We start from the raw sequence: 24,401 nt of genomic DNA, 5'->3' as shown, positions 1-24,401 counted from the left end.
TGATGTCCCAGCAGCCCACTCTCATCCGCGAAACCTTCCCCGTCGGCCCGTTGCAGTGCAACTGCACGATCATCGGCGATCCGATCACCAAAAAGGCGATCGTGGTCGATCCTGGTGGCAATCACGAATTGATCCTCGCGCGGCTCGACGCTCTGGGGCTGAAGGTGGTCAGCATCATTCACACCCACGCGCACCTCGATCACTTCCTGGCTTCCGGTCAGTTGAAGGAGAAAACCGGCGCAACCCTGCATTTGCATAAAGAAGATCAATTTCTCTGGGACAACCTGGAGATGCAGTGCCAGATGTTCGGTGTGCCTTACACGCCGGTGCCGTCGCCGGATCGCTGGTTGGCCGATGATGAAGAACTGGCGTGCGGTTGCGGCGTAGCGTTGCACACGCCGGGTCATACGCCGGGCTCCATGAGCTTTTGGTTTTCAGAGGCTAAGCTGTTGATTGCCGGTGACACGTTGTTTCGTCGCGGGGTAGGGCGCACGGATTTGTGGGGTGGCGATCAGGCGACCATCGTGCGGTCGATCAAGCAGCGGCTGTACACCCTCGATGAAGAGGCGACGGTGGTGACCGGGCATGGTCCGGACACGCGTCTGGGAGACGAAATGCGCGAGAACCCTTTTGTGCGGGCCTGATTTCTGCAGTTGGGAGGACGCCTCGCGGAATTTTTTTCATCCGCAATGATCCAACGCCCGCAAAGGTTTAATGCCTTGGTCCGTTGCACCACAGAATGCAAAAATCAGGAGCTCTTCATGTTCACCAAGCGTCGTTTGATTATTGTCGCTACTGCCGTGGCCTTGTTGTCTGGCTGCGCCTCGCCTAACCCTTACGACAATCAGGGTCAGGCCGACGGTGGCTCCACGGGCATGAGTAAAACCGCCAAATACGGCGGCCTCGGCGCTCTGGCCGGTGCGTTGGCCGGCGCCGCCATCGGTCACGACAACCGTGGCAAGGGCGCGCTGATTGGCGCTGCCGTGGTCGGTGCTTCCGCCGCTGGTTACGGGTATTACGCCGACCAGCAGGAGAAGAAGCTGCGCGCCAGCATGGCCAACACCGGGGTGGAAGTGCAGCGCCAGGGCGATCAGATCAAACTGATCATGCCGGGCAACATCACCTTCGCTACCGATTCGGCGAACATCGCGTCGAGTTTCTACCAGCCGCTGAACAATCTGGCAGGCTCGCTCAAGGAGTTCAGTCAGAACCAGATCGAGATCGTCGGTTTCACCGACAGCACTGGCGGCCGCCAGCACAACATGGACCTGTCCCAGCGTCGTGCCCAGAGCGTGGCGACCTACCTGACGTCGCAAGGCGTGAGCGGTGCCAACCTGTCGGCTCGCGGTGCCGGGCCGGATAACCCGATTGCCAGCAACGGCGACGTCAATGGCCGGGCGCAGAACCGTCGGGTCGAGGTCAACCTGAAGGCGATTCCGGGTCAGCAATATCAGCAACCGACTCAGCAGTACCAGTAACAGCCTGACTGAACCCCAGGCGTAAAAAAGCCCGCCCGATCCTCAACAGATCGGGCGGGCTTTTTTGTATTGCGCGAAACCTGATTACTTCTTCAGGCCGTAATGCTCATCGAGCATGCCCGGCGCGTTCGGGGCTTTGGGGGCGTAATCACGAGGCGGCTCCTGATTGCGCGGCGGCGTCAGGCGTTCCCGTGGGGCCACTGCAGTGTCGGCGTGCAGGGAGGCCAGCAAGCGTTGACGGGTCTGCTCGTCCAGGGCCAGACGGTTGGCACCCTCGGCGAGATGATCCTGCACTTCCTGATAGCTCTGAGTCAGCTTCTTGACCAGGGTTGCAGTGCTGTTGAAGTGGGTGACCACCTCGTTCTGATAACTGTCGAAACGTTCCTGAACGTCATCCAGCTGACGTTGTGTGCTGCTAGGAGCGGCATTCGGCACCAGGCGAGCGATCAGGAATCCAATGGCGACACCCACAACCAGGGCAAGAGTCGGCAACAACCAAACTAAGAGCGAGTGTTCCACGAGTCCTTCCTCTATAAACGGCTTTGCTTTACGTTAACGGCTCGAACCTGCGCTGTATACCGCGATTCACTCGCAATAGATTGGCACAGACAATTTGCTAGACGAGTCGACCCGATTTGAGGTCACGGAGTTCCTTCCTTGCTTATGCGCGAAACCCCTGTAGAGATTGATGGCCCGGTCGGCCAACTGGAAGCTCTTTATCTTGAAAACGAGCAGCCCCGCGGCCTGGCGCTGATCTGCCATCCTAACCCGGTGCAGGGCGGCACCATGCTCAACAAAGTCGTCTCGACCTTGCAGCGCACCGCGCGCGATGCCGGTTTGATTACTGTGCGCTTCAATTATCGCGGCGTCGGTGCCAGCGAAGGCACCCACGATATGGGCACGGGTGAAGTTGACGATGCTCAAGCGGTCGCCGAATGGCTGCGGGCCAAACATCCTGACTTGCCGTTGACCCTGTTCGGTTTCTCCTTCGGCGGTTTTGTTGCAGCAAGTCTCGGCGGACGACTGGAAGCCAAGGGCGAACAGCTCAAGCATTTGTTCATGGTTGCGCCAGCGGTCATGCGCTTGGGTGATCAGGATCAACTGCCGCAGCAAGGCGAGTTGACCCTGATCCAGCCGGAAACCGACGAAGTGATCGATCCGCAAGCTGTCTACGACTGGTCCGACAAACTCGAGCGCCCCCATGAGCTGCTGAAAGTGGCAGAATGCGGACACTTTTTTCATGGCAAGCTGACCGATCTCAAGGATCTGATCCTGCCGCGTCTTTCGAATTGATTGCAGTCTGACAAGCGATTACCCATGACGACTCGTACCCGCATCCTCACCGGCATCACCACCACCGGCACGCCGCACCTGGGCAACTACGCCGGCGCCATCCGCCCGGCGATCGTCGCCAGCCGTGACAGCAACGCCGATTCGTTCTACTTCCTGGCCGACTACCACGCCCTGATCAAATGCGATGACCCGCTGCGCATCCAGCGCTCGCGTCTGGAAATCGCCGCGACCTGGCTGGCCGGTGGCCTGGACGTGGACCGCGTAACCTTTTATCGCCAGTCCGACATCCCGGAAATCCCCGAGCTGACCTGGTTGTTGACCTGTGTTGCCGCCAAGGGCCTGCTCAACCGTGCCCACGCCTACAAGGCGTCGGTGGACAAGAACGTTGAAACTGGCGAAGACCCGGACGCCGGCATCACCATGGGCTTGTACAGCTACCCGGTGCTGATGGCGGCGGACATTCTGATGTTCAACGCCCATAAGGTGCCGGTCGGTCGTGACCAGATCCAGCACGTGGAAATGGCCCGTGACATCGGCCAGCGCTTCAATCACCTGTTCGGTCAGGGCAAAGAATTCTTCACCATGCCCGAGGCGCTGATCGAAGAAAGCGTCGCGACGCTGCCAGGCCTCGACGGTCGCAAAATGTCGAAGAGCTACGACAACACCATTCCGTTGTTCAGCAGCGCCAAGGAAATGAAGGACGCCATTTCGCGGATCGTCACCGACTCCCGTGCGCCAGGCGAGGCGAAAGATCCGGACAATTCGCACCTGTTCACCTTGTTCCAGGCCTTCGCCACCCCAGCGCAGTCCGACGAATTCCGCAGCGAACTGCTGCAGGGCCTCGGTTGGGGCGAGGCGAAGAATCGTCTGTTCCAGCTGCTGGACAATGAATTGGGCGAGTCCCGCGAGCGATATCACCAGCTGATTGAACGCCCGGCAGACCTGGAAGACATCCTGCAGATCGGCGCCAAAAAGGCCCGCTCGGTGGCGACACCGTTCCTCCACGAACTGCGTGAAGCGGTTGGCCTGCGCTCTTTCGTTGCTCAGACCCAAGTCGCGACCACCACCAAGAAGAAAACCGCGAAAGCCGCGCGTTTTGTCAGTTTCCGCGAAGAAGACAGCAGTTTCCGTTTCCGTCTGCTGGCGGCCGATGGCGAGCAGCTGCTGTTGTCGCGCAACTTCGCCGACGGCAAAACCGCAGGTCAAGTGACCAAGCAGTTGCAATCGGGTCAGCCGTTGGATGTGCGCAGTGAAGACCGCAGTTTCAGCGTCTGGCTGGAAGGTGAGTGCGTGGCTGACAGCCCGACCTTTGCTGACAACGCCGCTCGCGACGTCGCCATCGACACCTTGCGGGTTGCCCTGACCCCGGTTCAGGAATAATCAACGGCTCGGTCCGACCAAGGGCCGATTGCCATTCCCACGGGCCGTCGCTACAGTGACGGCCCGTTTTTGTTGCCTTGCTAACGAATTATGACGCCCCTAGAACGATATCAAGCTGATCTGAAACGCCCGGAATTCTTCCATGACGCTTCGCAGGAAACTGCGGTGCGCCATTTGCAGCGCCTGTACGACGATCTGGTCGCGGCCTCGCACAGCAAACCGGGTCTGTTCGGCAAACTGTTTGGCAAGAAAGACGCGGCGCCAGTCAAGGGTCTGTACTTTTGGGGTGGCGTCGGTCGCGGCAAGACCTATCTGGTCGACACCTTCTTTGAAGCGCTGCCGTTCAAGGAAAAGGTCCGCACTCACTTCCACCGCTTCATGAAGCGCGTGCACGAAGAGATGAAGACCCTCAGCGGCGAAAAAAACCCGCTGACCATCATCGCCAAGCGCTTCTCCGACGAAGCCCGGGTGATTTGTTTCGATGAGTTCTTCGTGTCCGATATCACCGACGCGATGATCCTCGGCACGTTGATGGAAGAGCTGTTCAAGAACGGCGTGACCCTGGTCGCGACCTCGAACATCGTGCCGGACGGTCTGTACAAGGACGGCCTGCAACGTGCGCGCTTCCTGCCGGCCATTGCGCTGATCAAGCAGAACACCGACATCGTCAATGTCGACAGCGGCGTCGATTATCGTCTGCGCCACCTTGAACAAGCGGAGCTGTTTCACTTCCCGCTGGACGATGAATCCCATGAAAGCTTGCGCAAGAGCTTCCGCGCCCTGACGCCGGAATGCACGGCAGCCATCGAAAACGACGTGCTGATAATCGAGAATCGCGAAATCCGTGCCTTGCGCACCTGTGATGACGTGGCCTGGTTCGACTTCCGCGAACTCTGTGATGGCCCGCGCAGCCAGAACGATTACATCGAGTTGGGCAAGATCTTCCACGCCGTGTTGCTCAGCGGTGTCGAGCAGATGAGCGTCACCACCGACGACATCGCCCGGCGCTTTATCAACATGGTCGACGAGTTCTACGACCGCAACGTGAAGCTGATCATTTCCGCTGAAGTCGAGCTCAAAGACCTCTACACCGGCGGGCGCCTGAACTTCGAGTTCCAGCGCACCCTCAGCCGTCTGTTGGAAATGCAGTCCCACGAGTTCCTGTCCCGGGCGCACAGGCCATAGAGCGATAAAAAAGTAGGACATTTTGAAAAATGAAAAAGGGCCTGCATTGCAGGCCCTTTTTTTGTGCGCTGTGTGTCAGTTTTGAACGAGAAAGCGTGCCAGTTCATCTTGTCGCTGGCAGCCGACGAGCAGCCACAGCAGGATTCGGGCTTTGCGTGGACAGAGAAATCCAGCCATCAATGCACCTTTACTGATCAGGTCCATCTCGCTGCCAATAAATCCGTAGGTCGATTGAGCCGTGGAGCCGGAACCTGTCCGGGTGGCAACGATGACAGGGATTTTTCTGGCGATGGTTTCAATGACATCGGCCCAGCTCGCGCCAACGTGTCCTGCACCGAAACCCGCAATCACCAGCCCGTCGTAACCCAGTTCGAGGATGTTCTCGATTAACAGGGTATCGGCGCAAAGCGACGCTTCCAGCAGGGCAATCTTCTGTGTGGTCAGCTGTGGCAACGGCAAGACCCTGCGCCGGACTGGCAGGCGCAGATAGTTGACGGTGTTTTCCATCAGCATGCCGGCAGGACCGACGATAGGGGAGGAAAACGCCTGCAATGCCAATGAGTCGGTTTTGCGGACGGCGTTCGCTGAATGAATCTGTCCGTTCATCACCACGTGAACGCCTCGTTGACGGCTGCTTTCAGCCAGTGCAACCCGGCAAGCATCCAGCAGATTCGCCGGACCATCGGCCCCTGCCTGGGCTGCCGAACGCATGGCTCCGGTCAGGACCAACGGCTCGTCGTGGTCCCACAAATAGTCAAAAAATGTGGCGGTTTCCTCGAGGGTGTCCGTGCCTTGAGTGATGACAACACCCATCGCACCTTGCCTGATTTGAACATTCGCCCATGAAAGGACGCTTAGCAAAAAGTCGAAATCCAGTGAGGCACTGGGTAACAGTCCGAGCGTTTCTACGGTGACCCGTGCCAAGGGCGCCAACTCTGGCACCGAGGCCAGCAGTGTTTCGCCGCTGACGGTCGGGATCACCCCTTCACCAGCGTTCCTGGCTTGCATGCTCACGGTGCCGCCGAGCGCCGCAATGGCCAGTTTGGGCAGGTCCATGTGATACCTCATTTGCTTGTGATGAAAAGTGGCTGTATCCGGATTTGAGTCCGTGATACAGCCCAATCGCGACGTTCGTCAGCTGGCTATCAGCAGTCCGATAAACGGAATGATCAGCAACGTACTGATGGCCATGGCCAGTACATTGCCGATGAAACCGTGCATGTCGGCCGGCAACCGCTTGGCAATCGCACACGCCAAAGGTGGCGCAATCAGTGCTCCCAGCAGTGCGCTTGAGGCGATGACCTGCCAGCTGCCACCGTACGTCAGAACGGCCGCCGGCACGACAGACACCAACGGAACATAGGTGGGATACCAGCCGCGCAATATCCATTGCCGACGCCAAATCACTACCCCTAACGCCGAAGTCAACGCCTGCGCGGCGATCAGTTGCGGCAGCAAGCCCGTGCCATACACCGGGCTCGTCGGGTTCAAGGTGTAAGCCAGCAAGGCGCCCGCGATCAAGCCGAGACTGGCCCATTCATTGCCGAAGAACGGCGCTTCCGAAAAGTCGGCCAACACCCGGCGTAGACTCCACACGACGCCATAGTCCGGCGTTTTGGTGATGACGGGTGCGGGCACAGGGGCGGACGGCTTCTTGAGTGGGTCGGACTTCACTAGGCTCGGCAGGTAACGGCAGAGCAGAAAAGCGCCGACGCTGGCGACCGCCATGCCCGTGACGTTGCCGATCACAGCTGGCAATCCGAGGGGAATGCAGACGTAATTGACGATCAACAAGCACATCGGAGTGACGAATACGGCGCCCATGATTGCGCCATTGATCGTGACCTTCCAGCCGCCGCCAAACATCAGCACCATCGCCGCTGGCAATGAAACAAAGGCGGCAAACGTGGGTTGCCAACTGGTGGCCGTCACCGTCCAGCCCCACAGAAGGTTGCTCAGCAACAGGCCAAGCAACGAGCTGGTGACGAGCCACGGCCATAATCCGCTGCCATAGCAAATGGTAAAGCCTTGCCAGGCTTTTCCCGTTCGATTCGCCCAGTAGGCCAAATAGGCGCCTGCAAGCAGTCCGATCGAAGCGAACTCGTGTTTGTAGAACGCAACCTCGCTGATGTCTCCCAGGACCCAGCGCAACCAGGCACTCGGCTCCGGGAGGCTAGATACCATGTGACTGTAGTCTGGCCAATGGGCTGACCAGGATGTCCGGTAGGTGAATGAAAGCCAGATGATCAACAGTGCCGTGCCGAGCATCAGCCAGATGATCGCCGTATCCAGCGGCGACCTGGCGGCAAGCCGGTTTTGCGGTTTTTCGTTTGCGGTTTCCATCGGTCATGCCCCCTTATCAGCGCGGCAGACAAGAGTGCTGGGTGTAACCGAGCATTTGATCGTAGAGATCAGCTCGACGATCGCGATGTAAATCGTTCAAGTTGTTCCAGATGGGCGCGCTGCGCGAGCTGGTCAGGTCGATGTCGGCAAACAGGATCTCCTGCTTGTCCGCTGAAGCCACTTGGCCAATTGGCCAGCCGTTGGTGCCCGCGATCAGCGAACAACCCAGGTAACGTGCACCTCGCTCTTCGCCGATCCGGCTCGCCGCCGCAATAAACACATTGTTGACGTGAGCCGCCGTCATCGTCAGGTACGACGCCATGCACTTGCCGGCGTCATCGAACAGGGGCGGCGGGGTCCAGACCCAGTTGTTCAGGCTGCAAATAATGTCGGCGCCTTGCTGGCTCAAAATGCGCGGTACTTCCGGGAACCAGATATCCCAGCAGATCAACAACCCGATGCGACCGATGGGGGTATCGAAAACCGGGAAGCCCAGATCGCCCGGCGTGAACCACAATTTTTCCAGATTCCACAAATGTGCCTTTCGGTACTTGCCGATGAAGCCGTCAGGCCCGACAAGAACGCCGGTGTTGAACAGCTGCATGCCGTCGCGCTCCGTCAAACCGGCGACCAGATAAACTTTGTGCTGGCGGGCAAAGTCCATCCAGCTCTGCACGCTCGGTCCGCTGGGAACGGCCTCCGAATGCTCGAACGCATCCTGCCGGGTTTCGAAGAAGTAACCTGTACTTGAAAGCTCGGGCAGGACGATGAGATTCGCACCGTCATTTGCCGCCTCCAACGCTAGTTTCAGGCTGTTACGCAGATTTGCTTCGCGATTTTGCATGCCGACTTGTGGATCGAATTGCACGACTGCTACACGAACAGGGCTTGTTGGCTCGCTCATTCCCGATGACCTCTTTTTATTGTTATTCACGCTGTTTAATTGCGTGCTTATGAGAGTCGAATCGGCGAGAGCGTGTAAGTCAGCTAATTCCGTTTAGGGTGTAGTCCGTATCCCAAGATGACTGCGCGAGGCGCTTGGCAGGAGGGTCGCCAAAGTAGAGCCAATGCACGTCGTGCATGGCTCCAAGCCAAGGAAGTTGATCAGGTTCTGACGTTATAGTGCGGATAGTCGCTCATGGAAAAACCGCCATGGAAGGCTGCGCCGGTTTTGTTGCAAATATGAATGACCGCATCGACGGCGCCCCGAAAGCACGGCTCGGTCCAGCCAGCATCGACTGAAAACGACTCCCCGGAAAAATGCAGACCTGAAACATGCGCGAAGTCCCGGTTGTACTTCATTAGGCTGACGGCGTCGTAGTAGGTGCCGGGTCGGTATAACTTTGCACAACCCAGCGCATTTTTATCGGTGATCCAACGTTGGACCACGGCTTGATCCAAGCCAATGTAGGGAGTGATTTTCTCCTGGATATTGGCGGAATGCATAAGGATCCGGTCCAGCTCTTTGGCACACGTGTTCACCAGTTCCTTGTCGGTGAAAGAGGCCAGTTTGGTGGCGTCATCCTCCCATGTGTAACTTAAAAGAATGCAGTCGTAACTGTAGTTATCGTTGTAGCGGTAGGTGTAGACGTCGTGAATGAAGCTGTCAGTGATGATGACTTGCGGGATTTTGCTGTTTTTCGAAAGGAAGGATTTTTTTAACGGTGCGAAGACTTTGCAACTGGTTTCCCAGTGCGCGGTTTTAAAGGCATTGATCGTCTCGAACGGCAGCATCTGTGGTGTGAAGTTTTCAAGCTTGATGCGAGTTTCGATCAGCCAGGAGGGAAGGGTCATAATGACCGAATCAAAGTCATCGTAGTGCTCCTGGATTTGCTCGGGTTGGCTATGTTTCGAGTTGTAGTAGACGCGCGTTTTCTGGTTCGTCAGTTTTTTAAGTTTTGTAACGGATGAGTCCATGAGCAAACCGTTGTTTCTTTCCCGGCAGTGTTCGTAGAAGGACTTTCCGGTTTCGTCGGTTTTCATGAACAGCAGGCATTCGTCCAGCGCTGCGAGTCCGATGTAGCGTGGCCTGTCGAAACTTAGCCCCCTTGAGTCTAAAACGGCTTCGTTGTGCAGGCAGGGTGAATCCAGCGGATCGCCCGTTGAGTCGACCCGACCATGGATCAATTGCAGCTGGCTGCTGAATCCAAAAATGGCAGTGCGCAGGGGATAAAGGGAGCAGACATCGTAAAAGGCCCCCCAGCTACCGTCGCCGATGCCAATGGCATAGAAGATCGCGGACTCCTGCGCGGACATTCCCATTCCGCCAAAGTCCCCCGGTGAGCGTTCATCCCAAGCTTGCAGGGCGGGCATGCTGACCAGGTCGCGAAACGAAACGCTCTCGTATTTTTCGACGATAGCGGCCCACATGGCTTCCCATTCCTGACTGGCGTAAACCTCTGCGACGTGCCGGGTCATGCGATCGGCAAAGGCCTTCCACTTTGCATAAACCTTTTGCAGTTCTTCACCGGGAGGTGGTGTCTGGCCATCTTCATTTTTCCAGATCAACATCTGCGGAGCCGGTCCGTCGCCCATGCTGCCCTCTCGTAGATAGATCCCGGTCGAAGTGACCCATTGGCTTCCGGGATTGGCAAAATCTGAGAACGCCAGGTCGAACGCCTTGGCGTAGTAAGCCATCATCGACCGGCCTTCTGTCGGTGACTCGTCCGCCCGGTTGAAGAAGGGCATGCGCATGGCCCCCATTTCAAACGGTGTATGACTCATCGCCGAGTTCGGGCTTCCAGGGACAGTCAGGTGTCTGCCGCCTATGCGTCTGGATTGTTCTATGAGGGTGGTATGGGTGAACCCGCAACGATAAAGTTCTCTGGCGGCAGTCAGTCCGGTAACGCCGGCGCCAATAATGCAAATTTTATGTTGCGGGTCAGTTGCCTTGGCGATGCCGTTTTCCTGTTCAACCAATGCTCGATAGTCGAAGCACAAGTCTGGCGGGTTGGGGAAACGGGCCTTCCACTTGTTTTCCGCCGAGCGTTTTGGGCGAGCGGCATCTTTGGCGGCATAGGAGGGGTAGTTGTAGCTTGATCCGATAGTCACTGTTGATCGTCCCTGATGGTGTTTTCAGGGACGATGTTGAGGTTCTGAACGCGCAGCGTATAGGAGGCAAGTAAGGCTCGCAGCTACTCTTTTTTCGTTTTTTATCGTGGGAAAAGACCTGCAGGGCTCCGGCTAAGGGATCCCTGCAGTATTGGGCCTACGCAGCCTGCTGAAACTGCTGCCGATACTGGTTCGGCGACAGCTCGGTGTGCTGGCGAAACAACCGCGCGAAGAAGCTCGCATCGTCGTAACCGACTTCATAGCTGATGGTCTTGATGCTCTTGCGGCTGCCAGACAGCAAGCCCTTGGCGGTCTCGATACGCAGTCGTTGCAGGTAATGCAGCGGCTTGTCGCCGGTGGCGGTCTGGAAGCGCCGCATGAAATTGCGGATGCTCATGCCGTGTTCGCGAGCCACGTCTTCGAAGCGGAATTTGTCGGCGAAGTGTTCTTCGAGCCAGTGCTGGATCTGCAGGATGATCACGTCCTGGTGCAGCTTCTGACCGCCGAAACCGATGCGTCCCGGCGAGTAGCTGCGCTGCACTTCATAGAGAATGTCCCGCGCCACGGCCTGGGAAACGTTGGCGCCGCAGAAGCGTTCGATCAGGTAAATGTAAAGGTCGCAGGCCGAGGTGGTGCCGCCAGCGCAATACAGGTTATCGGCGTCGGTCAGGTGCTTGTCCTGATTGAGCTGAACCCGTGGGAAGCGTTCGGCAAACGCATTGAAGAAGCGCCAGTAAGTGGTCGCTTCCTTGCCGTCGAGCAGCCCGGCCTCGGCCAGCCAGAACACCCCGGTGGCTTCGCCGCAGAGCACGGCGCCGCGAGCATGTTGCTGGCGCAACCAAGGCAGGACCTGTGGATAACGTTGGCAGAGGGTGTCGAAATCGTCCCAGAAGGCTGGAAGGACAATGATGTCGGCGTTTTCCAGACCGCCGTCCACCGGCATGATCACGTCACTGAAGCTGTTCACCGGTTTGCCGTCGGGGCTGACCAGGCGAGTTTCGAACGCTGGAGTCAGGCCGTGGCCCAGTTGTTTGCCGTAACGCAGGCTGGCCAGGTGGAAGAAATCCTTGGCTTGCATGAGGGTGGATGCGAAAACCCGGTCGATAGCCAGGATGCTGACGCGCCGCAAGGGCGTGGAGACTTGGTTAGACATAATTCAACTTTATTCTTATAGGGGAAAGTGGTCACCAGACGGCTGGATCGTCTTATTTTTTGTCTGATGTGTCCAGTGTCCTGTATCGGATGTGAGGCTTAGTCTCTGAAGGTCAATCCCTTCTAACAATAACGACAGGTGCCGCATGATCCCCAGAACCTTGTTCAGTTCCGAGCACGAACTTTTCCGCGACAGCGTCCGAACGTTCCTCGAAAAAGAAGCGGTGCCGTTTCACGGGCAATGGGAGAAGCAGGGCTATATCGACCGCAAACTCTGGAACAAGGCAGGGGAGGCGGGAATGCTCTGTTCGCACCTGCCGGAAGAGTACGGCGGGCTGGCAGCGGACTTTCTCTACAGCGCCGTGGTGATCGAAGAGGTGGGGCGTCTCGGCTTGACCGGTATCGGTTTTTCCCTGCATTCGGACATTGTCGCGCCTTACATCCTGCATTACGGCAGTGAAGCGCTGAAACACAAATACCTGCCGAAGCTGGTGTCCGGGGAGATGGTCACCGCCATTGCCATGACCGAGCCAGGCGCCGGTTCCGACCTTCAAGGGGTGAAAACCACTGCGGTGCTGGATGGCGACGAGTACGTGATCAACGGTTCGAAAACCTTCATCACCAACGGCTTTCTCGCTGACCTGGTGATCGTCGTGGCGAAGACCGATCCGAAGGCCGGCGCCAAGGGCACTAGTCTGTTTCTGGTGGAAGCCAACACGCCTGGCTTCGCCAAGGGCAAGCGCCTGGAAAAAGTTGGCATGAAGGCTCAGGACACCTCGGAACTGTTCTTTCAGGACGTTCGGGTGCCCAAGGAAAACCTGTTGGGTCAGGCCGGGATGGGGTTCGCCTACCTGATGCAGGAGTTGCCGCAGGAGCGTCTCACCGTTGCCATTGGCGGGCTTGCTTCGGCTGAAGCTGCGCTGCAATGGACGCTTGATTACACCCGTGAACGCAAGGCATTCGGCAAGGCGATCGCTGACTTCCAGAACACCCGCTTCAAACTGGCCGAGATGGCGACCGAGATTCAGATCGGTCGGGTCTTTGTCGATCGTTGTCTGGAACTGCACCTGCAAGGCAAGCTCGACGTGCCGACAGCGGCGATGGCCAAGTATTGGGGCACGGACTTGCAATGCAAGGTGCTCGACGAGTGCGTGCAGTTGCATGGCGGTTACGGGTTCATGTGGGAGTACCCGATCGCCCGAGCGTGGGCGGATGCGCGGGTGCAGCGGATCTATGCCGGCACCAATGAAATCATGAAGGAGATTATTGCTCGGTCGCTGTAACACGATTGTTCCCACGCTCTGGTCTGCGTGGGAACGATCAGTGCGGGTTACGGTGCAGGATTCGGGTGATCCTTGTGGATCGCCTCGATCCCCGCCAACACTTCATCGGACAGCTTCAAGTCGAAGCTGGCAATGTTGCTGTCCAATTGCTCCATTGTCGTGGCGCCAATGATGTTGCTGGTCACAAACGGCTGCTGAGTGACAAACGCCAACGCCATTTGCGCCGGGTCCAGGTCGTGTTCACGCGCCAGTGCGACATAACGGCTGCACGCTGCTTCCGACTGCGGGTTGAAATAGCGGCTGAAGCGGCTGTAGAGGCTCAGGCGGCCTTTAGGCGGACGCGCGCCACCTTCGTACTTGCCCGACAGGAAACCGAACGCCAGCGGCGAATAGGCGAGCAGGCCGCACTGTTCGCGGATGGCAATTTCCGCCAGACCGACTTCGAAGCTGCGATTGAGCAGGTTGTACGGATTCTGGATCGACACTGCGCGTGGCCAGCCACGGGCTTCTGCCAGGGCGAGGAAGCGCATGGTGCCCCACGGCGTCTCGTTGGACAGGCCGATGTGGCGGATTTTGCCAGCCTTGACCTGTTCGTCCAGCGCTTCGAGGGTATCCTCAAGTGGCGTCAGGTTGGCTTCGATCTGGTGTTTGTAGCCGAGCTGACCAAAGAAATTGGTGCTGCGTTCCGGCCAGTGCAGTTGGTAGAGGTCGATGTAGTCGGTCTGCAAGCGCTTGAGGCTGGCGTCCACGGCTTCGGTGATGTGCTGGCGGTTGTGCCGCAGGTTTTTGTCGCGAATGTAGTCGATGGTGTTACCCGGGCCGGCGATCTTGCTCGCCAAGATCCAGTCGGCCCGATCGCCACGACTTTTGAAGTAATTGCCGATGTAGCGCTCGGTGGTGGCGTAGGTTTCGGCTTTGGGTGGCACCGGGTACATCTCGGCGGTATCGATGAAATTGATCCCGGCGCTCTTGGCCCGTTCAATCTGGGCGAAGGCTTGAGCCTCGCTGTTTTGCTCGCCCCAAGTCATGGTGCCGAGGCAGATTGCACTCACGTTCAGATTGGTTCGGCCTAGCTGGCGATAGTCCATCGGGTGCTCCCTCGGCAAAACAATCATAAAAGCAGGTTGAATTATTTTTCGCAATCTGCATAATTGCGCACCTCTTTCTGCAGTGGAAGTGATGCGCCGCCGCCGAAGAATCTTGCCGTTGAACGGACGCGCCGACCCGAGCCCCCGAAAGCGTCTGTATCCGGCTGCCTTTGACTTGTCAAAGTACGCACTATTCAGTAAGATCCGCCGTCTAATTTACAGGGCGGCCCCTGAGGCTATAAAGAATGAAAACTTTTACTGCTAAACCGGAAACAGTACAGCACGACTGGTTTGTCGTCGACGCTGCAGGTCAGACCCTGGGTCGTCTGGCCACCGAAATCGCGAGCCGTCTGCGTGGCAAGCATAAAGCTGAGTACACTCCTCACGTTGACACCGGCGATTACATCGTCGTTATCAATGCCGAGCAGATTCGTGTAACCGGTGCTAAAACCACCGACAAAATCTACTACTCCCACTCCGGTTTCCCGGGCGGCATCAAGTCGATCAACTTCGAAAAGCTGATTGCTAAAGCCCCTGAGCGCGTGATCGAGACCGCGGTCAAAGGTATGCTGCCTAAGAACCCGCTGGGTCGCGACATGTATCGTAAGCTGAAAGTCTATGCGGGCGCTGTACACCCTCATACTGCTCAGCAGCCCCAAGAACTGAAGTTTTAACGGAATAGTTCATTATGTCGGCGACTCAAAATTACGGCACTGGCCGTCGCAAGACCGCAACCGCACGCGTTTTCCTGCGTCCGGGTACTGGTAACATCTCCATCAACAACCGCACCCTGGAAAATTTCTTCGGCCGCGAAACTGCCCGCATGGTAGTTCGTCAGCCGCTGGAATTGACTGAGACTGTCGAGAAATTCGACATCTACGTCACCGTGATCGGTGGTGGTGTAAGTGGTCAAGCTGGCGCAATCCGCCACGGTATCACTCGCGCACTGATGCAGTACGACGAAACCCTGCGTGGCGCTCTGCGCAAAGCTGGCTTCGTTACTCGCGATGCTCGTGAAGTTGAACGTAAGAAAGTTGGTCTGCGTAAAGCGCGTAAGCGTCCGCAGTACTCGAAGCGTTAATTCGCTTTCGCGTTCAAAAAGAACGCCCAGCTTCCTCGCGAAGCTGGGCGTTTTTTTATGGGCGCGATTTACCAGGGAATTGCTCTGTGACAACTTGCCACAGCCGTAGAAGCCCTATACTGCAAGGCTTGGCAGTGGAGCCCCTCGGTAATTACCTTGTCAGAATTGGGGGTTTTCATTACCATTCGGCAAAATTTTTATAAGTTCAGATTTTTACTTAGTAGATGCCTGATTTAACAGGCCACAAAGCTGATGGGAGAGGACTGAATGAGCAATGACGGCGTGAATGCAGGCCGGCGTCGCTTCTTGGTAGCAGCCACATCCGTGGTGGGTGCTGCAGGAGCGGTGGGGGCTGCGGTCCCGTTCGTGGGGTCATGGTTTCCCAGTGCCAAGGCGAAAGCCGCAGGTGCACCGGTGAAGGTGAATGTCAGCAAAATCGAGCCAGGCCAGCAGATGATTGCTGAGTGGCGCGGTCAGCCGGTGTTCATTGTCCGCCGTACCGAGGAAATCCTGGGGAATCTGAAAAAGATCGTGGGCCAGCTATCTGACCCGACCTCCAAGAACTCGACACAACCGACCTATGTCGACCCGGAAACGCGGTCGATCAAGCCAGAGGTTCTGCTGCTGATCGGTATCTGCACGCACCTGGGTTGCTCGCCGACCTTCCGTCCAGAAGTGGCACCTGCGGATCTGGGCAAGGACTGGGTAGGTGGTTATTTCTGCCCTTGCCACGGTTCCCACTACGATCTGGCTGGTCGCGTCTACAAGTCGCAACCTGCGCCTTTGAACCTGCCAGTTCCCCCGCATTCCTATGAGACCGATGAAATCATTGTCATTGGCGTCGATACGGAGAAAGCGTGATGAGCAAGTTCATGGATTGGGTTGATGCGCGCTTCCCCGCGACCAAAATGTGGGAAGACCATCTCAGCAAGTACTACGCCCCGAAGAACTTCAACTTCTTCTATTTCTTTGGCTCCCTTGCACTGCTCGTTCTGGTCAACCAGATCGTTACCGGTGTCTGGCTGACCATGAGCTATACCCCGTCGGCGGAAGAAGCGTTTGCTTCCGTCGAATACATCATGCGCGACGTCGAGTACGGCTCGATTCTGCGTCTGTTGCACTCCACGGGCGCTTCGGCATTCTTTGTCGTGGTCTATCTGCACATGTTCCGTGGCTTGCTCTACGGTTCGTACCAGAAGCCGCGTGAGCTGGTGTGGGTCTTCGGCATGCTGATCTATCTGGCGCTGATGGCTGAAGCCTTCATGGGTTACTTGCTGCCGTGGGGCCAGATGTCCTATTGGGGTGCCCAGGTGATCATCTCGCTGTTTGGGGCAATCCCGCTCATCGGCGACGACCTGACTCAGTGGATTCGTGGTGACTACCTGATTTCGGGTATTACCCTGAACCGCTTCTTCGCCCTGCACGTTGTTGCCTTGCCGATCGTGATCCTCGGTCTGGTGGTGCTGCACGTCCTGGCGCTGCACGAAGTCGGTTCGAACAACCCGGACGGCGTGGACATCAAGAAATACAAAGACGAAAACGGCGTACCGCTGGACGGCATTGCCTTCCATCCGTACTACACCGTGAAAGATATCGTCGGCGTGGTGGTGTTCCTGTTCATCTTCTGCTCGATCGTGTTCTTCTTCCCGGAAATGGGCGGCTACTTCCTCGAGAAGCCGAACTTTGAAATGGCGAACGCCTTCAAGACCCCAGAACACATCGCTCCGGTCTGGTACTTCACGCCGTTCTACGCGATTCTGCGGGCGATTCCGGACAAGCTCCTGGGCGTTATCGCCATGGGCGCCGCCATCGCTGTGCTGTTCGTCCTGCCATGGCTGGACCGCAGCCCGGTCAAGTCGATGCGCTACAAAGGCTGGCTGAGCAAAATCTGGCTCTGGGTGTTCTGCATCTCGTTCGTGATCCTGGGTGTATTGGGTGTTCTGGCTCCGACTCCAGGCCGTACGTTGCTGTCGCAGGTGTGCACGTTCCTGTACTTCGCCTACTTCATTCTGATGCCGTTCTACACCAGGCTCGAGAAGACCAAACCGGTTCCGGAAAGGGTGACTGGCTGATGAAAAAGCTATTTGCTGTACTGATTCTTGCTGCTATGCCTGTGTTCTCGTTCGCGTCGACAGCGGGTGCTCCTGAGCTGGAAAAGGTCGACATCGACGTTTCCGACAAGGCTGCAATGCAGGATGGCGCACGTACTTTTGCCAACTACTGCATGGGCTGCCACAGTGCCAAGTTCCAGCGTTATGAGCGTGTCGCCGATGATCTGGGCATTCCGCACGACCTGATGCTCTCGAAGCTGGTGTTCACCGGCGCCAAGATCGGCGACCACATGAGCATCGGCATGCAGCCGGCTGACGCCAAGACCTGGTTCGGTGCGGCGCCGCCCGATCTGACCCTTGTCGCTCGCGTTCGTGGCACTGACTGGCTCTACGGTTACCTGAAGTCCTTTTACGAAGACCCATCGCGTCCTTGGGGTGTGAACAACAAGGTGTTCCCGAACGTCGGGATGCCCAACGTTCTGGTCGGCCTGCAAGGTCGTCAGGTGGTAGGCTGTAAACAAGTTCAAATCGTCGAAGACGGCAAGAAGCAATACGATCCGCTGACCGGCACGGCTTTGACTCATGAAGCCTGCGACCAGCTGACCATATTGCCGAAAACCGGCACGCTGAACGAAGAGCAGTTCGACGAGAAGGTCAAGAATCTGGTGACCTTCCTGGCCTACTCGGCCAACCCGGTGAAGCTGCAGCATCAGCGCATCGGTACCTATGTGTTGCTGTACCTGGCGTTCTTCTTTGTATTCGCATACTTGCTCAAGCGTGAATACTGGAAAGACATCCATTGATAAAGCTGTAAGCAATTGCTGTTAATCGCGCGCGCCCAAGGGCGTCTCTGAAGGTGTAACGAGCCTGGTGATCCAGGCGTTACGGGAGGCGCTCTCTGGGCGCGTGCGTTTTTCCGCTTCCGATAATTTCAACAAGCGAGGAGGACCGCCATGGGCGTGACCAATCGGTTGGCCTGTTACTCCGACCCCGCCGACCACTATTCCCACCGAGTGCGCATCGTACTTGCAGAGAAGGGTGTCAGCGCCGAGATCATCTACGTGGAAGCTGGCCGTCAGCCGCCTAAACTGATTGAAGTGAACCCTTACGGCAGTCTGCCCACCCTGGTCGATCGTGACCTGGCGCTGTGGGAGTCGACCGTGGTGATGGAATATCTGGATGAGCGTTACCCGCACCCGCCGTTACTGCCGGTTTATCCTGTGGCGCGTGCCAACAGCCGTCTGCTGATTCATCGTATTCAGCGTGACTGGTGTGTTCTGGTGGATCTGATCCTGGATTCGAAGACCAAGGAAGCTGCCCGTGTCGTGGCTCGTAAAGAGCTGCGCGAAAGCCTGACCGGCGTGTCGCCGTTGTTCGCCGACAAGCCGTTTTTCCTCAGCGAGGAACAAAGTCTGGTGGATTGCTGCCTATTGCCAATACTCTGGCGATTGCCGATTTTGGGTATAGAACTGCCGCGGCCTGCCAAGCCGCTGCTTGATTATATGGAGCGCTCGTTTGCGCGTGAGGCTTTCCAGGCGAGTCTGTCTGGCGTCGAACGCGATATGCGCTAAGGCTTAAGGAGCCGCTATGAACTCCAGTCGACCTTATCTGGTCCGCGCGCTCTACGAGTGGATTGTGGACAACGATTGCACCCCGCACATGCTGGTCAATTCCGAGTATCCGTCGGTGCAAGTGCCTCAGGGTTTTGCCAGTGACGGACAGATTGTCTTGAACGTATCACCGGCAGCCGTGCGTCATCTGCACATGGACAACGAAGCGGTCAGCTTCGAGGGGCGCTTCGGTGGCGTGCCGCACACCCTGTACGTGCCTATCGCATCGATCCTGGGCATTTACGCTCGGGAGAACGGTCAGGGCATGGTGTTCGATCTGGAATCGCCTATGGAAGACGAGGAAGAGATCGAGCCGGATGACGATATTCCGCCACCCGACAGCGAGCCGCCGCGTCCCAGCGGTCGACCCAGTTTGAAAGTGGTGAAGTAACAAAAAAGGCGATCCGGATGGATCGCCTTTTTTGTGCCTGCGGTTTGCGTGTCAGTCGATGTATTCAAACAGCTTCACGATTTTCTGCACGCCGGAAACGCCTTGCACCAGGTTGGTGGCTTGAGCGGCTTCCTGCTTGGTCAGCAGGCCCAGCAGGTAGACGATGCCGTTCTCGGTAACAACCTTGATGCGCGAGCCCGGGATGTTCGGGTCGGTGAGCATCTGGGTCTTGACCTTGGAGGTCAGCCAGGTGTCGTTCTGGCGGGCAAGGAAACCAGAGGGTGGCAGGACCTGCAGTTCGTTGTGAACCGTCTTCACTCGCTGAACAGCCGCAGCGGCCTGTTCGGCCTTGGCCTTGAGGTCTGCACGCGGTGTTTGCCCGGCGAGCAGCACGACACCATTGAAGCTGGTGATGACGATGTGCGAGTCGTTGTCCAGGGCTGGATCGGCCTTGGCGATGTTCACGCCGACCTTGGTGTCGATCAGAGAGTCGTCGATCTTGCTGCCGAAGGTGCGGGTGCCGCGGTCATCTTCAATCGGCGCTTCACGGCTGGCGTTAACCACCGAGGTGCAGCCGCTGATACCGAGGCACAGAGTCAAGGCCAGAAGGCCTAGGCGATTAGGGGTCATTCTTCACTCCCGAACAGTTGGCTGTCGATCAAATCGCAAAGGCAATGGATCGCCAGCAGGTGGACTTCCTGAATACGTGCAGTGACGTTGGCCGGTACGCGAATCTCGACGTCCTCGGGCAATAGCAGCGACGCCATGCCGCCGCCATCGCGCCCCGTCAATGCTACGACAATCATTTCGCGATCATGTGCGGCCTGGATTGCTTGAATAATGTTCGCCGAGTTGCCGCTGGTGGAAATCGCCAGCAATACGTCACCCGGCTGGCCGAGGGCACGGATCTGTTTGGAGAAGATTTCGTTGTAGCTGTAGTCGTTGGCAATCGAGGTGATCGTCGAGCTGTCGGTGGTCAGCGCGATGGCTGGCAGGCTCGGACGTTCGCGTTCGAAGCGGTTGAGCAGCTCGGACGAAAAGTGCTGGGCGTCACCGGCAGAACCGCCGTTGCCGCAGGACAGCATTTTGCCTTCGTTGAGCAGGGCGTTGACCATCACCTGGCTGGCTTGCTCGATGTGCGGTGCAAGTACGTCCATCGCCATTTGCTTGGTGTCGATACTGGCCTGAAAAAGCTGGCGAATTCGGGATTGCATGTCCATCTGTGTGACCTTAATTAGCGCGGCTACTCGGCACATGAATGTGCAGCCCGCAAAGCAAAGAGCAAAAGTGTTGGGTGAAAGTGTCCGGTTCGGGATGCCCGCGATCAGCTGTCGAAGGCATTCTGCAACCAATTCAACTGATCGAGGTTGCTGTCGATGGCAACCACGTCGAAACGGCAGGGGGAATTGGCCCAACGCGACTCGCGCTGAAGAAAATACTGCGCGGCAAAAATCAATTTCTGCCGTTTGCGCTCATCGATGCTATCGAGCGCGCCACCCCATTGAGTGTTTTTTCTGTAGCGGACTTCGACGAATACTACTGTATCGCCATCAAGCATGACCAGATCAAGCTCGCCGCGCTTACACAACCAGTTCTGCGCCAGCAGGCGCAGACCCTGTTGTTGAAGGTGCTCGAGCGCATGACGCTCGGCATCTTTACCGCTTTGCTGGCGTGACCTGTCAGGCATCAGCGCGCGGTGTCCGGCAGGCGTTGAACCTGACCGTTAACGAACTGCGCCCATTGCAACTGACGCACGACACGTTGGTTCTGAGTCATGCCCAGGCTGCCCGATTGACCTTCAATGCGGCTGTCCGGCAAAGCCTTGAGTTGCCCCAGGCGTGGTGCCAGGCGATAGGCGTCGACACCCATTGCGTACAAACGACCCAGGCTGCCGCCGGCCTGAGGCCATTGGGCCGTGACCTGTTTGCGCAGCGGGTCGTTGGCGTCCAGCAACCATGGTGTTTCGCAGAAGCGAATGCCGTTCATGTCGTTGTACTGATTCACGTCACCGCTGGCGCTGAACACGTGGGAGGTGGCGTAAACCGGCACGTCTCCGGCGTACTGGAAGTTCAGGGTCGGTTTGATCTGCTGGGCTTGCTGAGGCGTTGCGGCCAGAAAGATGAACTCGATGTCCTGGCGACGCGAAGGCTGTGCGGCTACCTGCGCGCCAACGGTGCTTTGCAGGCTCTTGGCACGACCTTCGCTCTGACGCAGCTGGAACATGTCGGCAATCTGCTGGGCCAGTTGAACCGGTTGGTCGACGCGTTCGGTAGCTACGATGCTGCCACCGTTAGCTTGCCAATCCTGACTGAACGCCCTGAGTACGCGATCGCCCCATTCGCCTTTCGGCACCATGATGGCGGCGCGATGCAGGCCATCGGCGCGAGCACGACGCGACACTTCGCGAGCTTCGTCTTCAGCAGCAAGGCCAAACTGGAACAGCTGGGCCGGACCTTGTTCGCCTTCGCTGTAATTAAGCGCCAGGGTGGTAATCGGCAGTTGCGGGCGAGCGCTGAGCTGTTTGACCAGCGGCTTCTCCAGCGGACCGACGACCAGTTGCACGCCATCGGCCTGCGCCTTGCGATAGAACTCATCCAGGGACGTCAGGCGCGAGCTGTCATAGAACTCGATGGCTGGCGGCTTCTGCCCGGCTTGTTGCGCCTGGTAGTGAGCGGCCATGAAGCCTTCGCGCAGTGCTTTGCCGACCGACGCCAGCGGGCCGTCTTGCGGCAGCAGCAGGGCGATTTTTCCCAGGGGCTGGCTGGCCAGTTCCTTGAGTTTGGTCAGTGGCAACGGCAGTTGAATGGCGGCCGGATGCTTTGGATTCTGCGCGCGCCAGTTGTCGATCGCGGCTTGCTGCTGTTCCAGGGTACCGGCGGTTTTCACCGCCAGCGCCAGGCCCATCCAGCCGCCGAGGTCGTCGGTGGCGGTCGGCTGCAATTGATCGGTTGGCAACGAAGCGATCAGGGTCCAGATCGCTTCGTGGTTTTTGCTGGCCGCTTCACCTTCAAGCATTGGCGCGATGAAGATCCGCTCCCGTGCGGCAGCCAGGGTCTGGCCGTCGGCTTCAAGGGCGCGGGCATGAACGGTGCCGGTGCGAACCTGTTGCTCGACCGGCAGTTCGCTCAGGCGTTGCAGGCTCGGATGACTCAAGGCCGTCAGCGCCGCTTTGGGCTGATTGCGAGTCATAGCCAGTTCCGCCGCCAGGGTACTGGCGAAAACCTGTTGGCCAGGCTTGAGTTGTTCGACGGGGACTTGTTGCAGGATTTGCGCGGACTGGCCGGCATTCCCCTGACGATAGGCCAGGTCAGCCGCGCTCAGGCGCAACAAGGCGGCTTTTTCCGGGTCTTTGCTTTGGGCGGCCTGTGCGAGCAATTGCTCGATACTGGCATCCGGGGTCCGTGGAAGTTCGCCAAGGCTGGAAGAGGGCGAGCTGGCGCAAGCCGCCAGCAAGGCAGCGAGGCAGAGGGCAGTGAACAGCCGCAGGCAAGCGATCATGTAGTGTTCCTGATACTCGATCAAATTAGCGTGGAATTGTACCCAAGCACTGGCCGGGGCGCGATGTTACTGGCGTGAATCGATCAATTTAGCTCGTGCAAATGTTGCGGCGCTGCACAAAAGGCCGCAAAACCGAGGACTGCTTGCGCGTATCGCGAGCGTCACGACGCGCTACAATGGCGGCTTTTACCGATCATGAGGTGTGCGCTTTGACTGCTCCAGGTGCTTTGAATTCCGCTGCTGGCTCGCTTTATGTGGTGGCGACGCCCATCGGCAACCTGGACGATATCAGTGCGCGTGCGCTGAAGATCCTGCGCGAGGTCGCCCTGATCGCCGCCGAAGATACCCGCCATTCCCAGCGATTGATGCAGCATTTCGGCATTCCTACACCGCTGGCGGCCTGCCATGAACACAATGAACGGGATGAAGGTAGCCGCTTTATCACCCGCTTGCTCGCCGGCGACGATGTGGCGCTGATTTCCGATGCCGGCACGCCGTTGATTTCCGATCCGGGTTATCACCTCGTGCGTCAGGCCCGTGCTGCGGGAATTAATGTTGTGCCGGTCCCGGGCGCCTGCGCTCTGATCGCGGCGTTGTCGGCGGCGGGGCTGCCGTCGGACCGTTTCATCTTCGAAGGCTTCCTGCCGGCCAAGGCTGTCGGTCGGCGCGCTCGTCTGGAGTTGGTAAAGGAAGAGCCGCGCACGCTGATCTTCTATGAAGCCCCGCACCGGATCCTTGAGTGCCTGCAAGATATGGAGTTGGTATTCGGCGGCGAACGTCCAGCGTTGCTGGCGCGCGAGCTGACCAAAACTTTCGAAACCCTTAAAGGCTTGCCGCTGGCCGAGTTGCGCGAGTTCGTCGAGTCAGACAGCAATCAGCAGCGCGGCGAGTGCGTGGTGTTGGTGGCGGGTTGGTCTGCTCCCGAGACCGAGGACGCCGTCAGCAGTGAAGCGATGCGTATTCTGAATCTGTTGCTTGAAGAAATGCCGCTCAAGCGTGCCGCAGCATTGGCGGCGCAAATTACCGGGGAGCGCAAAAATGTTCTCTACCAGGTTGCGCTGGACAAACAGAAGGGCGAGTAAAACCCGACGTGTAGAAGGGGTTCAAGGCGTTTAGCACTTGTTCTTCAGACGCTCTGCCGTTAACCTTTGCGGCGGAGAGTCGATCGGACAGTCGCTGCCCTCTATGAAAATTAGGGGGGGGAGGAAAGTCCGGGCTCCATAGGGCGAAGTGCCAGGTAATGCCTGGGAGGCGTGAGCCTACGGAAAGTGCCACAGAAAATAACCGCCTAAGCGCTTCGGCGCCGGTAAGGGTGAAAAGGTGCGGTAAGAGCGCACCGCACGTCTGGCAACAGTTCGTGGCTAGGTAAACCCCACTTGGAGCAAGACCAAATAGGGTCCCAAGGCGTGGCCCGCGCTGGGACCGGGTAGGTTGCTAAAGATGTCCAGTGATGGCCATCGTAGACGAATGACTGTTCAAGACAGAACCCGGCTTACAGATCGACTCTCCACCTTTTT

At 57.8% G+C, this 24,401-nt stretch carries 25 protein-coding genes and 1 other RNA gene; 15 read left to right on the top strand and 11 right to left on the bottom strand.

Features of this window, described 5'->3' with window-relative positions; all coding sequences use genetic code 11:
- The first annotated feature begins 2 nt into the window (after positions 1-2).
- Together ACYZTU_RS24000 and ACYZTU_RS23995 are read left to right on the top strand one after the other, a co-directional pair.
- Entirely contained in the window at positions 3-644 is a 642-nt protein-coding gene (locus ACYZTU_RS24000) for an MBL fold metallo-hydrolase (protein WP_010458191.1), read from the top strand.
- A gap of 117 nt (positions 645-761) precedes the next feature.
- Positions 762-1,478 carry an OmpA family protein gene (locus ACYZTU_RS23995; protein ID WP_449643053.1) on the top strand — a complete coding sequence of 239 codons (717 nt, stop codon included), beginning with the start codon at positions 762-764 and terminating at the stop codon, positions 1,476-1,478.
- 84 nt (positions 1,479-1,562) lie between these two features.
- On the opposite strand, the gene ACYZTU_RS23990 is transcribed toward ACYZTU_RS23995, so the two are convergent.
- A complete protein-coding gene (locus tag ACYZTU_RS23990) occupies positions 1,563-1,997 on the bottom strand; it encodes a Z-ring associated ZapG family protein (protein ID WP_461966045.1) in 435 nt (144 codons plus the stop codon).
- A gap of 144 nt (positions 1,998-2,141) precedes the next feature.
- On the opposite strand from ACYZTU_RS23990, the gene ACYZTU_RS23985 reads away from it, so the two are divergent.
- From ACYZTU_RS23985 to zapE, 3 genes are all read left to right on the top strand, one after another.
- Positions 2,142-2,771, top strand: a complete 630-nt coding sequence (locus tag ACYZTU_RS23985; protein WP_461966044.1) for an alpha/beta hydrolase — start codon at positions 2,142-2,144, stop codon at positions 2,769-2,771.
- Positions 2,772-2,795: 24 nt separating this feature from the next.
- Positions 2,796-4,151, top strand: a complete 1,356-nt coding sequence (locus tag ACYZTU_RS23980) for a tryptophan--tRNA ligase (protein ID WP_461966042.1) — start codon at positions 2,796-2,798, stop codon at positions 4,149-4,151.
- A 90-nt stretch (positions 4,152-4,241) separates the two neighbouring features.
- Positions 4,242-5,336, top strand: coding sequence for a cell division protein ZapE (gene zapE / locus ACYZTU_RS23975; protein ID WP_461966040.1), 1,095 nt, complete (start codon positions 4,242-4,244; stop codon positions 5,334-5,336).
- Positions 5,337-5,411: 75 nt separating this feature from the next.
- Here zapE and ACYZTU_RS23970 read toward each other — a convergent pair whose 3' ends face one another.
- The 5 genes from ACYZTU_RS23970 to ACYZTU_RS23950 all read right to left on the bottom strand — a co-directional run bounded on the left by ACYZTU_RS23970 (position 5,412) and on the right by ACYZTU_RS23950 (position 11,784).
- A complete protein-coding gene (locus tag ACYZTU_RS23970) occupies positions 5,412-6,392 on the bottom strand; it encodes an asparaginase (protein WP_461966038.1) in 981 nt (326 codons plus the stop codon).
- 78 nt (positions 6,393-6,470) lie between these two features.
- Positions 6,471-7,679 carry a hypothetical protein gene (locus ACYZTU_RS23965; RefSeq protein ID WP_461966036.1) on the bottom strand — a complete coding sequence of 403 codons (1,209 nt, stop codon included), beginning with the start codon at positions 7,677-7,679 and terminating at the stop codon, positions 6,471-6,473.
- Positions 7,680-7,695: 16 nt separating this feature from the next.
- A complete protein-coding gene (locus ACYZTU_RS23960; RefSeq protein ID WP_461971144.1) occupies positions 7,696-8,583 on the bottom strand; it encodes a nitrilase family protein in 888 nt (295 codons plus the stop codon).
- 200 nt (positions 8,584-8,783) lie between these two features.
- Positions 8,784-10,730, bottom strand: coding sequence for a flavin monoamine oxidase family protein (locus ACYZTU_RS23955; protein WP_461966034.1), 1,947 nt, complete (start codon positions 10,728-10,730; stop codon positions 8,784-8,786).
- Positions 10,731-10,887: 157 nt separating this feature from the next.
- Positions 10,888-11,784, bottom strand: coding sequence for a GlxA family transcriptional regulator (locus tag ACYZTU_RS23950; protein ID WP_461971142.1), 897 nt, complete (start codon positions 11,782-11,784; stop codon positions 10,888-10,890).
- Positions 11,785-12,028: 244 nt separating this feature from the next.
- Here ACYZTU_RS23950 and ACYZTU_RS23945 point away from each other — a divergent pair, with 244 nt between their 5' ends.
- Positions 12,029-13,165: an acyl-CoA dehydrogenase family protein gene (locus ACYZTU_RS23945; protein WP_347803343.1), complete on the top strand. Its 1,137-nt coding sequence runs from the start codon at positions 12,029-12,031 to the stop codon at positions 13,163-13,165.
- Between the two features lie 47 nt (positions 13,166-13,212).
- On the opposite strand, the gene ACYZTU_RS23940 is transcribed toward ACYZTU_RS23945, so the two are convergent.
- The gene (locus ACYZTU_RS23940; RefSeq protein WP_461966032.1) at positions 13,213-14,253 is read right to left on the bottom strand and encodes an NADP(H)-dependent aldo-keto reductase; all 1,041 of its coding nucleotides are present in this window, start codon (positions 14,251-14,253) and stop codon (positions 13,213-13,215) included.
- 245 nt (positions 14,254-14,498) lie between these two features.
- Between ACYZTU_RS23940 and rplM the strand changes: the two genes are divergently transcribed.
- The 7 genes from rplM to ACYZTU_RS23905 all read left to right on the top strand — a co-directional run bounded on the left by rplM (position 14,499) and on the right by ACYZTU_RS23905 (position 19,386).
- Positions 14,499-14,927 carry a 50S ribosomal protein L13 gene (rplM, locus tag ACYZTU_RS23935; protein WP_046048262.1) on the top strand — a complete coding sequence of 143 codons (429 nt, stop codon included), beginning with the start codon at positions 14,499-14,501 and terminating at the stop codon, positions 14,925-14,927.
- Positions 14,928-14,941: 14 nt separating this feature from the next.
- Positions 14,942-15,334 carry a 30S ribosomal protein S9 gene (gene rpsI, locus ACYZTU_RS23930; protein ID WP_003216038.1) on the top strand — a complete coding sequence of 131 codons (393 nt, stop codon included), beginning with the start codon at positions 14,942-14,944 and terminating at the stop codon, positions 15,332-15,334.
- A gap of 267 nt (positions 15,335-15,601) precedes the next feature.
- The gene (petA, locus tag ACYZTU_RS23925; RefSeq protein WP_461966030.1) at positions 15,602-16,195 is read left to right on the top strand and encodes a ubiquinol-cytochrome c reductase iron-sulfur subunit; all 594 of its coding nucleotides are present in this window, start codon (positions 15,602-15,604) and stop codon (positions 16,193-16,195) included.
- A complete protein-coding gene (locus ACYZTU_RS23920; RefSeq protein ID WP_461966028.1) occupies positions 16,195-17,406 on the top strand; it encodes a cytochrome b in 1,212 nt (403 codons plus the stop codon). The genes petA and ACYZTU_RS23920 overlap by 1 nt, the downstream gene beginning before the upstream one ends.
- Positions 17,406-18,188 (top strand): cytochrome c1, encoded by a 783-nt coding sequence (locus ACYZTU_RS23915; RefSeq protein ID WP_461966026.1) that lies wholly within the window; start codon positions 17,406-17,408, stop codon positions 18,186-18,188. Before ACYZTU_RS23920 ends, ACYZTU_RS23915 begins: the two co-directional genes overlap by 1 nt.
- 150 nt (positions 18,189-18,338) lie before the next feature.
- Positions 18,339-18,956 (top strand): glutathione S-transferase N-terminal domain-containing protein, encoded by a 618-nt coding sequence (locus tag ACYZTU_RS23910; RefSeq protein ID WP_461966024.1) that lies wholly within the window; start codon positions 18,339-18,341, stop codon positions 18,954-18,956.
- A gap of 16 nt (positions 18,957-18,972) precedes the next feature.
- Positions 18,973-19,386: a ClpXP protease specificity-enhancing factor gene (locus ACYZTU_RS23905; protein ID WP_008155980.1), complete on the top strand. Its 414-nt coding sequence runs from the start codon at positions 18,973-18,975 to the stop codon at positions 19,384-19,386.
- Between the two features lie 51 nt (positions 19,387-19,437).
- Here the strand turns inward: ACYZTU_RS23905 and ACYZTU_RS23900 are convergent, their stop codons facing one another.
- The 4 genes from ACYZTU_RS23900 to ACYZTU_RS23885 form a co-directional block, all read right to left on the bottom strand.
- Positions 19,438-20,016 carry a BON domain-containing protein gene (locus ACYZTU_RS23900; RefSeq protein WP_461966022.1) on the bottom strand — a complete coding sequence of 193 codons (579 nt, stop codon included), beginning with the start codon at positions 20,014-20,016 and terminating at the stop codon, positions 19,438-19,440.
- Positions 20,013-20,606: a phosphoheptose isomerase gene (locus ACYZTU_RS23895; RefSeq protein WP_008025961.1), complete on the bottom strand. Its 594-nt coding sequence runs from the start codon at positions 20,604-20,606 to the stop codon at positions 20,013-20,015. Before ACYZTU_RS23895 ends, ACYZTU_RS23900 begins: the two co-directional genes overlap by 4 nt.
- Before the next feature lie 104 nt (positions 20,607-20,710).
- Positions 20,711-21,073, bottom strand: a complete 363-nt coding sequence (locus ACYZTU_RS23890; RefSeq protein WP_019582357.1) for a YraN family protein — start codon at positions 21,071-21,073, stop codon at positions 20,711-20,713.
- Positions 21,073-22,884 carry a penicillin-binding protein activator gene (locus tag ACYZTU_RS23885; protein WP_461966020.1) on the bottom strand — a complete coding sequence of 604 codons (1,812 nt, stop codon included), beginning with the start codon at positions 22,882-22,884 and terminating at the stop codon, positions 21,073-21,075. The genes ACYZTU_RS23890 and ACYZTU_RS23885 overlap by 1 nt, the downstream gene beginning before the upstream one ends.
- A gap of 176 nt (positions 22,885-23,060) precedes the next feature.
- On the opposite strand from ACYZTU_RS23885, the gene rsmI reads away from it, so the two are divergent.
- Together rsmI and rnpB are read left to right on the top strand one after the other, a co-directional pair.
- Entirely contained in the window at positions 23,061-23,966 is a 906-nt protein-coding gene (gene rsmI / locus ACYZTU_RS23880; protein ID WP_161990822.1) for a 16S rRNA (cytidine(1402)-2'-O)-methyltransferase, read from the top strand.
- A gap of 75 nt (positions 23,967-24,041) precedes the next feature.
- Positions 24,042-24,395, top strand: an RNA gene (rnpB, locus tag ACYZTU_RS23875) — RNase P RNA component class A.
- The last annotated feature ends 6 nt before the right edge of the window (positions 24,396-24,401 follow it).

Source organism: Pseudomonas sp. HLT2-19-2, assembly GCF_054898005.1.
This window is presented reverse-complemented; position numbering and strand designations above follow the sequence as displayed.

Excerpts from the sequence above, each read along its gene's own strand:
- rsmI (WP_161990822.1), top strand. The coding sequence starts at position 23,061 with ATGGCGGCTTTTACCGATCATGAGGTGTGCGCTTTGACTGCTCCAGGT.
- ACYZTU_RS23960 (WP_461971144.1), bottom strand. The coding sequence starts at position 8,583 with ATGAGCGAGCCAACAAGCCCTGTTCGTGTAGCAGTCGTGCAATTCGAT.
- ACYZTU_RS23890 (WP_019582357.1), bottom strand. The coding sequence starts at position 21,073 with ATGCCTGACAGGTCACGCCAGCAAAGCGGTAAAGATGCCGAGCGTCAT.
- ACYZTU_RS23910 (WP_461966024.1), top strand. The coding sequence starts at position 18,339 with ATGGGCGTGACCAATCGGTTGGCCTGTTACTCCGACCCCGCCGACCAC.
- ACYZTU_RS24000 (WP_010458191.1), top strand. The coding sequence starts at position 3 with ATGTCCCAGCAGCCCACTCTCATCCGCGAAACCTTCCCCGTCGGCCCG.
- ACYZTU_RS23940 (WP_461966032.1), bottom strand. The coding sequence starts at position 14,253 with ATGGACTATCGCCAGCTAGGCCGAACCAATCTGAACGTGAGTGCAATC.
- ACYZTU_RS23985 (WP_461966044.1), top strand. The coding sequence starts at position 2,142 with ATGCGCGAAACCCCTGTAGAGATTGATGGCCCGGTCGGCCAACTGGAA.
- ACYZTU_RS23980 (WP_461966042.1), top strand. The coding sequence starts at position 2,796 with ATGACGACTCGTACCCGCATCCTCACCGGCATCACCACCACCGGCACG.
- ACYZTU_RS23885 (WP_461966020.1), bottom strand. The coding sequence starts at position 22,884 with ATGATCGCTTGCCTGCGGCTGTTCACTGCCCTCTGCCTCGCTGCCTTG.
- ACYZTU_RS23895 (WP_008025961.1), bottom strand. The coding sequence starts at position 20,606 with ATGGACATGCAATCCCGAATTCGCCAGCTTTTTCAGGCCAGTATCGAC.
- rpsI (WP_003216038.1), top strand. The coding sequence starts at position 14,942 with ATGTCGGCGACTCAAAATTACGGCACTGGCCGTCGCAAGACCGCAACC.
- zapE (WP_461966040.1), top strand. The coding sequence starts at position 4,242 with ATGACGCCCCTAGAACGATATCAAGCTGATCTGAAACGCCCGGAATTC.
- rplM (WP_046048262.1), top strand. The coding sequence starts at position 14,499 with ATGAAAACTTTTACTGCTAAACCGGAAACAGTACAGCACGACTGGTTT.
- ACYZTU_RS23920 (WP_461966028.1), top strand. The coding sequence starts at position 16,195 with ATGAGCAAGTTCATGGATTGGGTTGATGCGCGCTTCCCCGCGACCAAA.
- ACYZTU_RS23900 (WP_461966022.1), bottom strand. The coding sequence starts at position 20,016 with ATGACCCCTAATCGCCTAGGCCTTCTGGCCTTGACTCTGTGCCTCGGT.
- ACYZTU_RS23905 (WP_008155980.1), top strand. The coding sequence starts at position 18,973 with ATGAACTCCAGTCGACCTTATCTGGTCCGCGCGCTCTACGAGTGGATT.
- ACYZTU_RS23995 (WP_449643053.1), top strand. The coding sequence starts at position 762 with ATGTTCACCAAGCGTCGTTTGATTATTGTCGCTACTGCCGTGGCCTTG.
- ACYZTU_RS23965 (WP_461966036.1), bottom strand. The coding sequence starts at position 7,679 with ATGGAAACCGCAAACGAAAAACCGCAAAACCGGCTTGCCGCCAGGTCG.
- ACYZTU_RS23970 (WP_461966038.1), bottom strand. The coding sequence starts at position 6,392 with ATGGACCTGCCCAAACTGGCCATTGCGGCGCTCGGCGGCACCGTGAGC.
- ACYZTU_RS23945 (WP_347803343.1), top strand. The coding sequence starts at position 12,029 with ATGATCCCCAGAACCTTGTTCAGTTCCGAGCACGAACTTTTCCGCGAC.
- ACYZTU_RS23915 (WP_461966026.1), top strand. The coding sequence starts at position 17,406 with ATGAAAAAGCTATTTGCTGTACTGATTCTTGCTGCTATGCCTGTGTTC.
- petA (WP_461966030.1), top strand. The coding sequence starts at position 15,602 with ATGAGCAATGACGGCGTGAATGCAGGCCGGCGTCGCTTCTTGGTAGCA.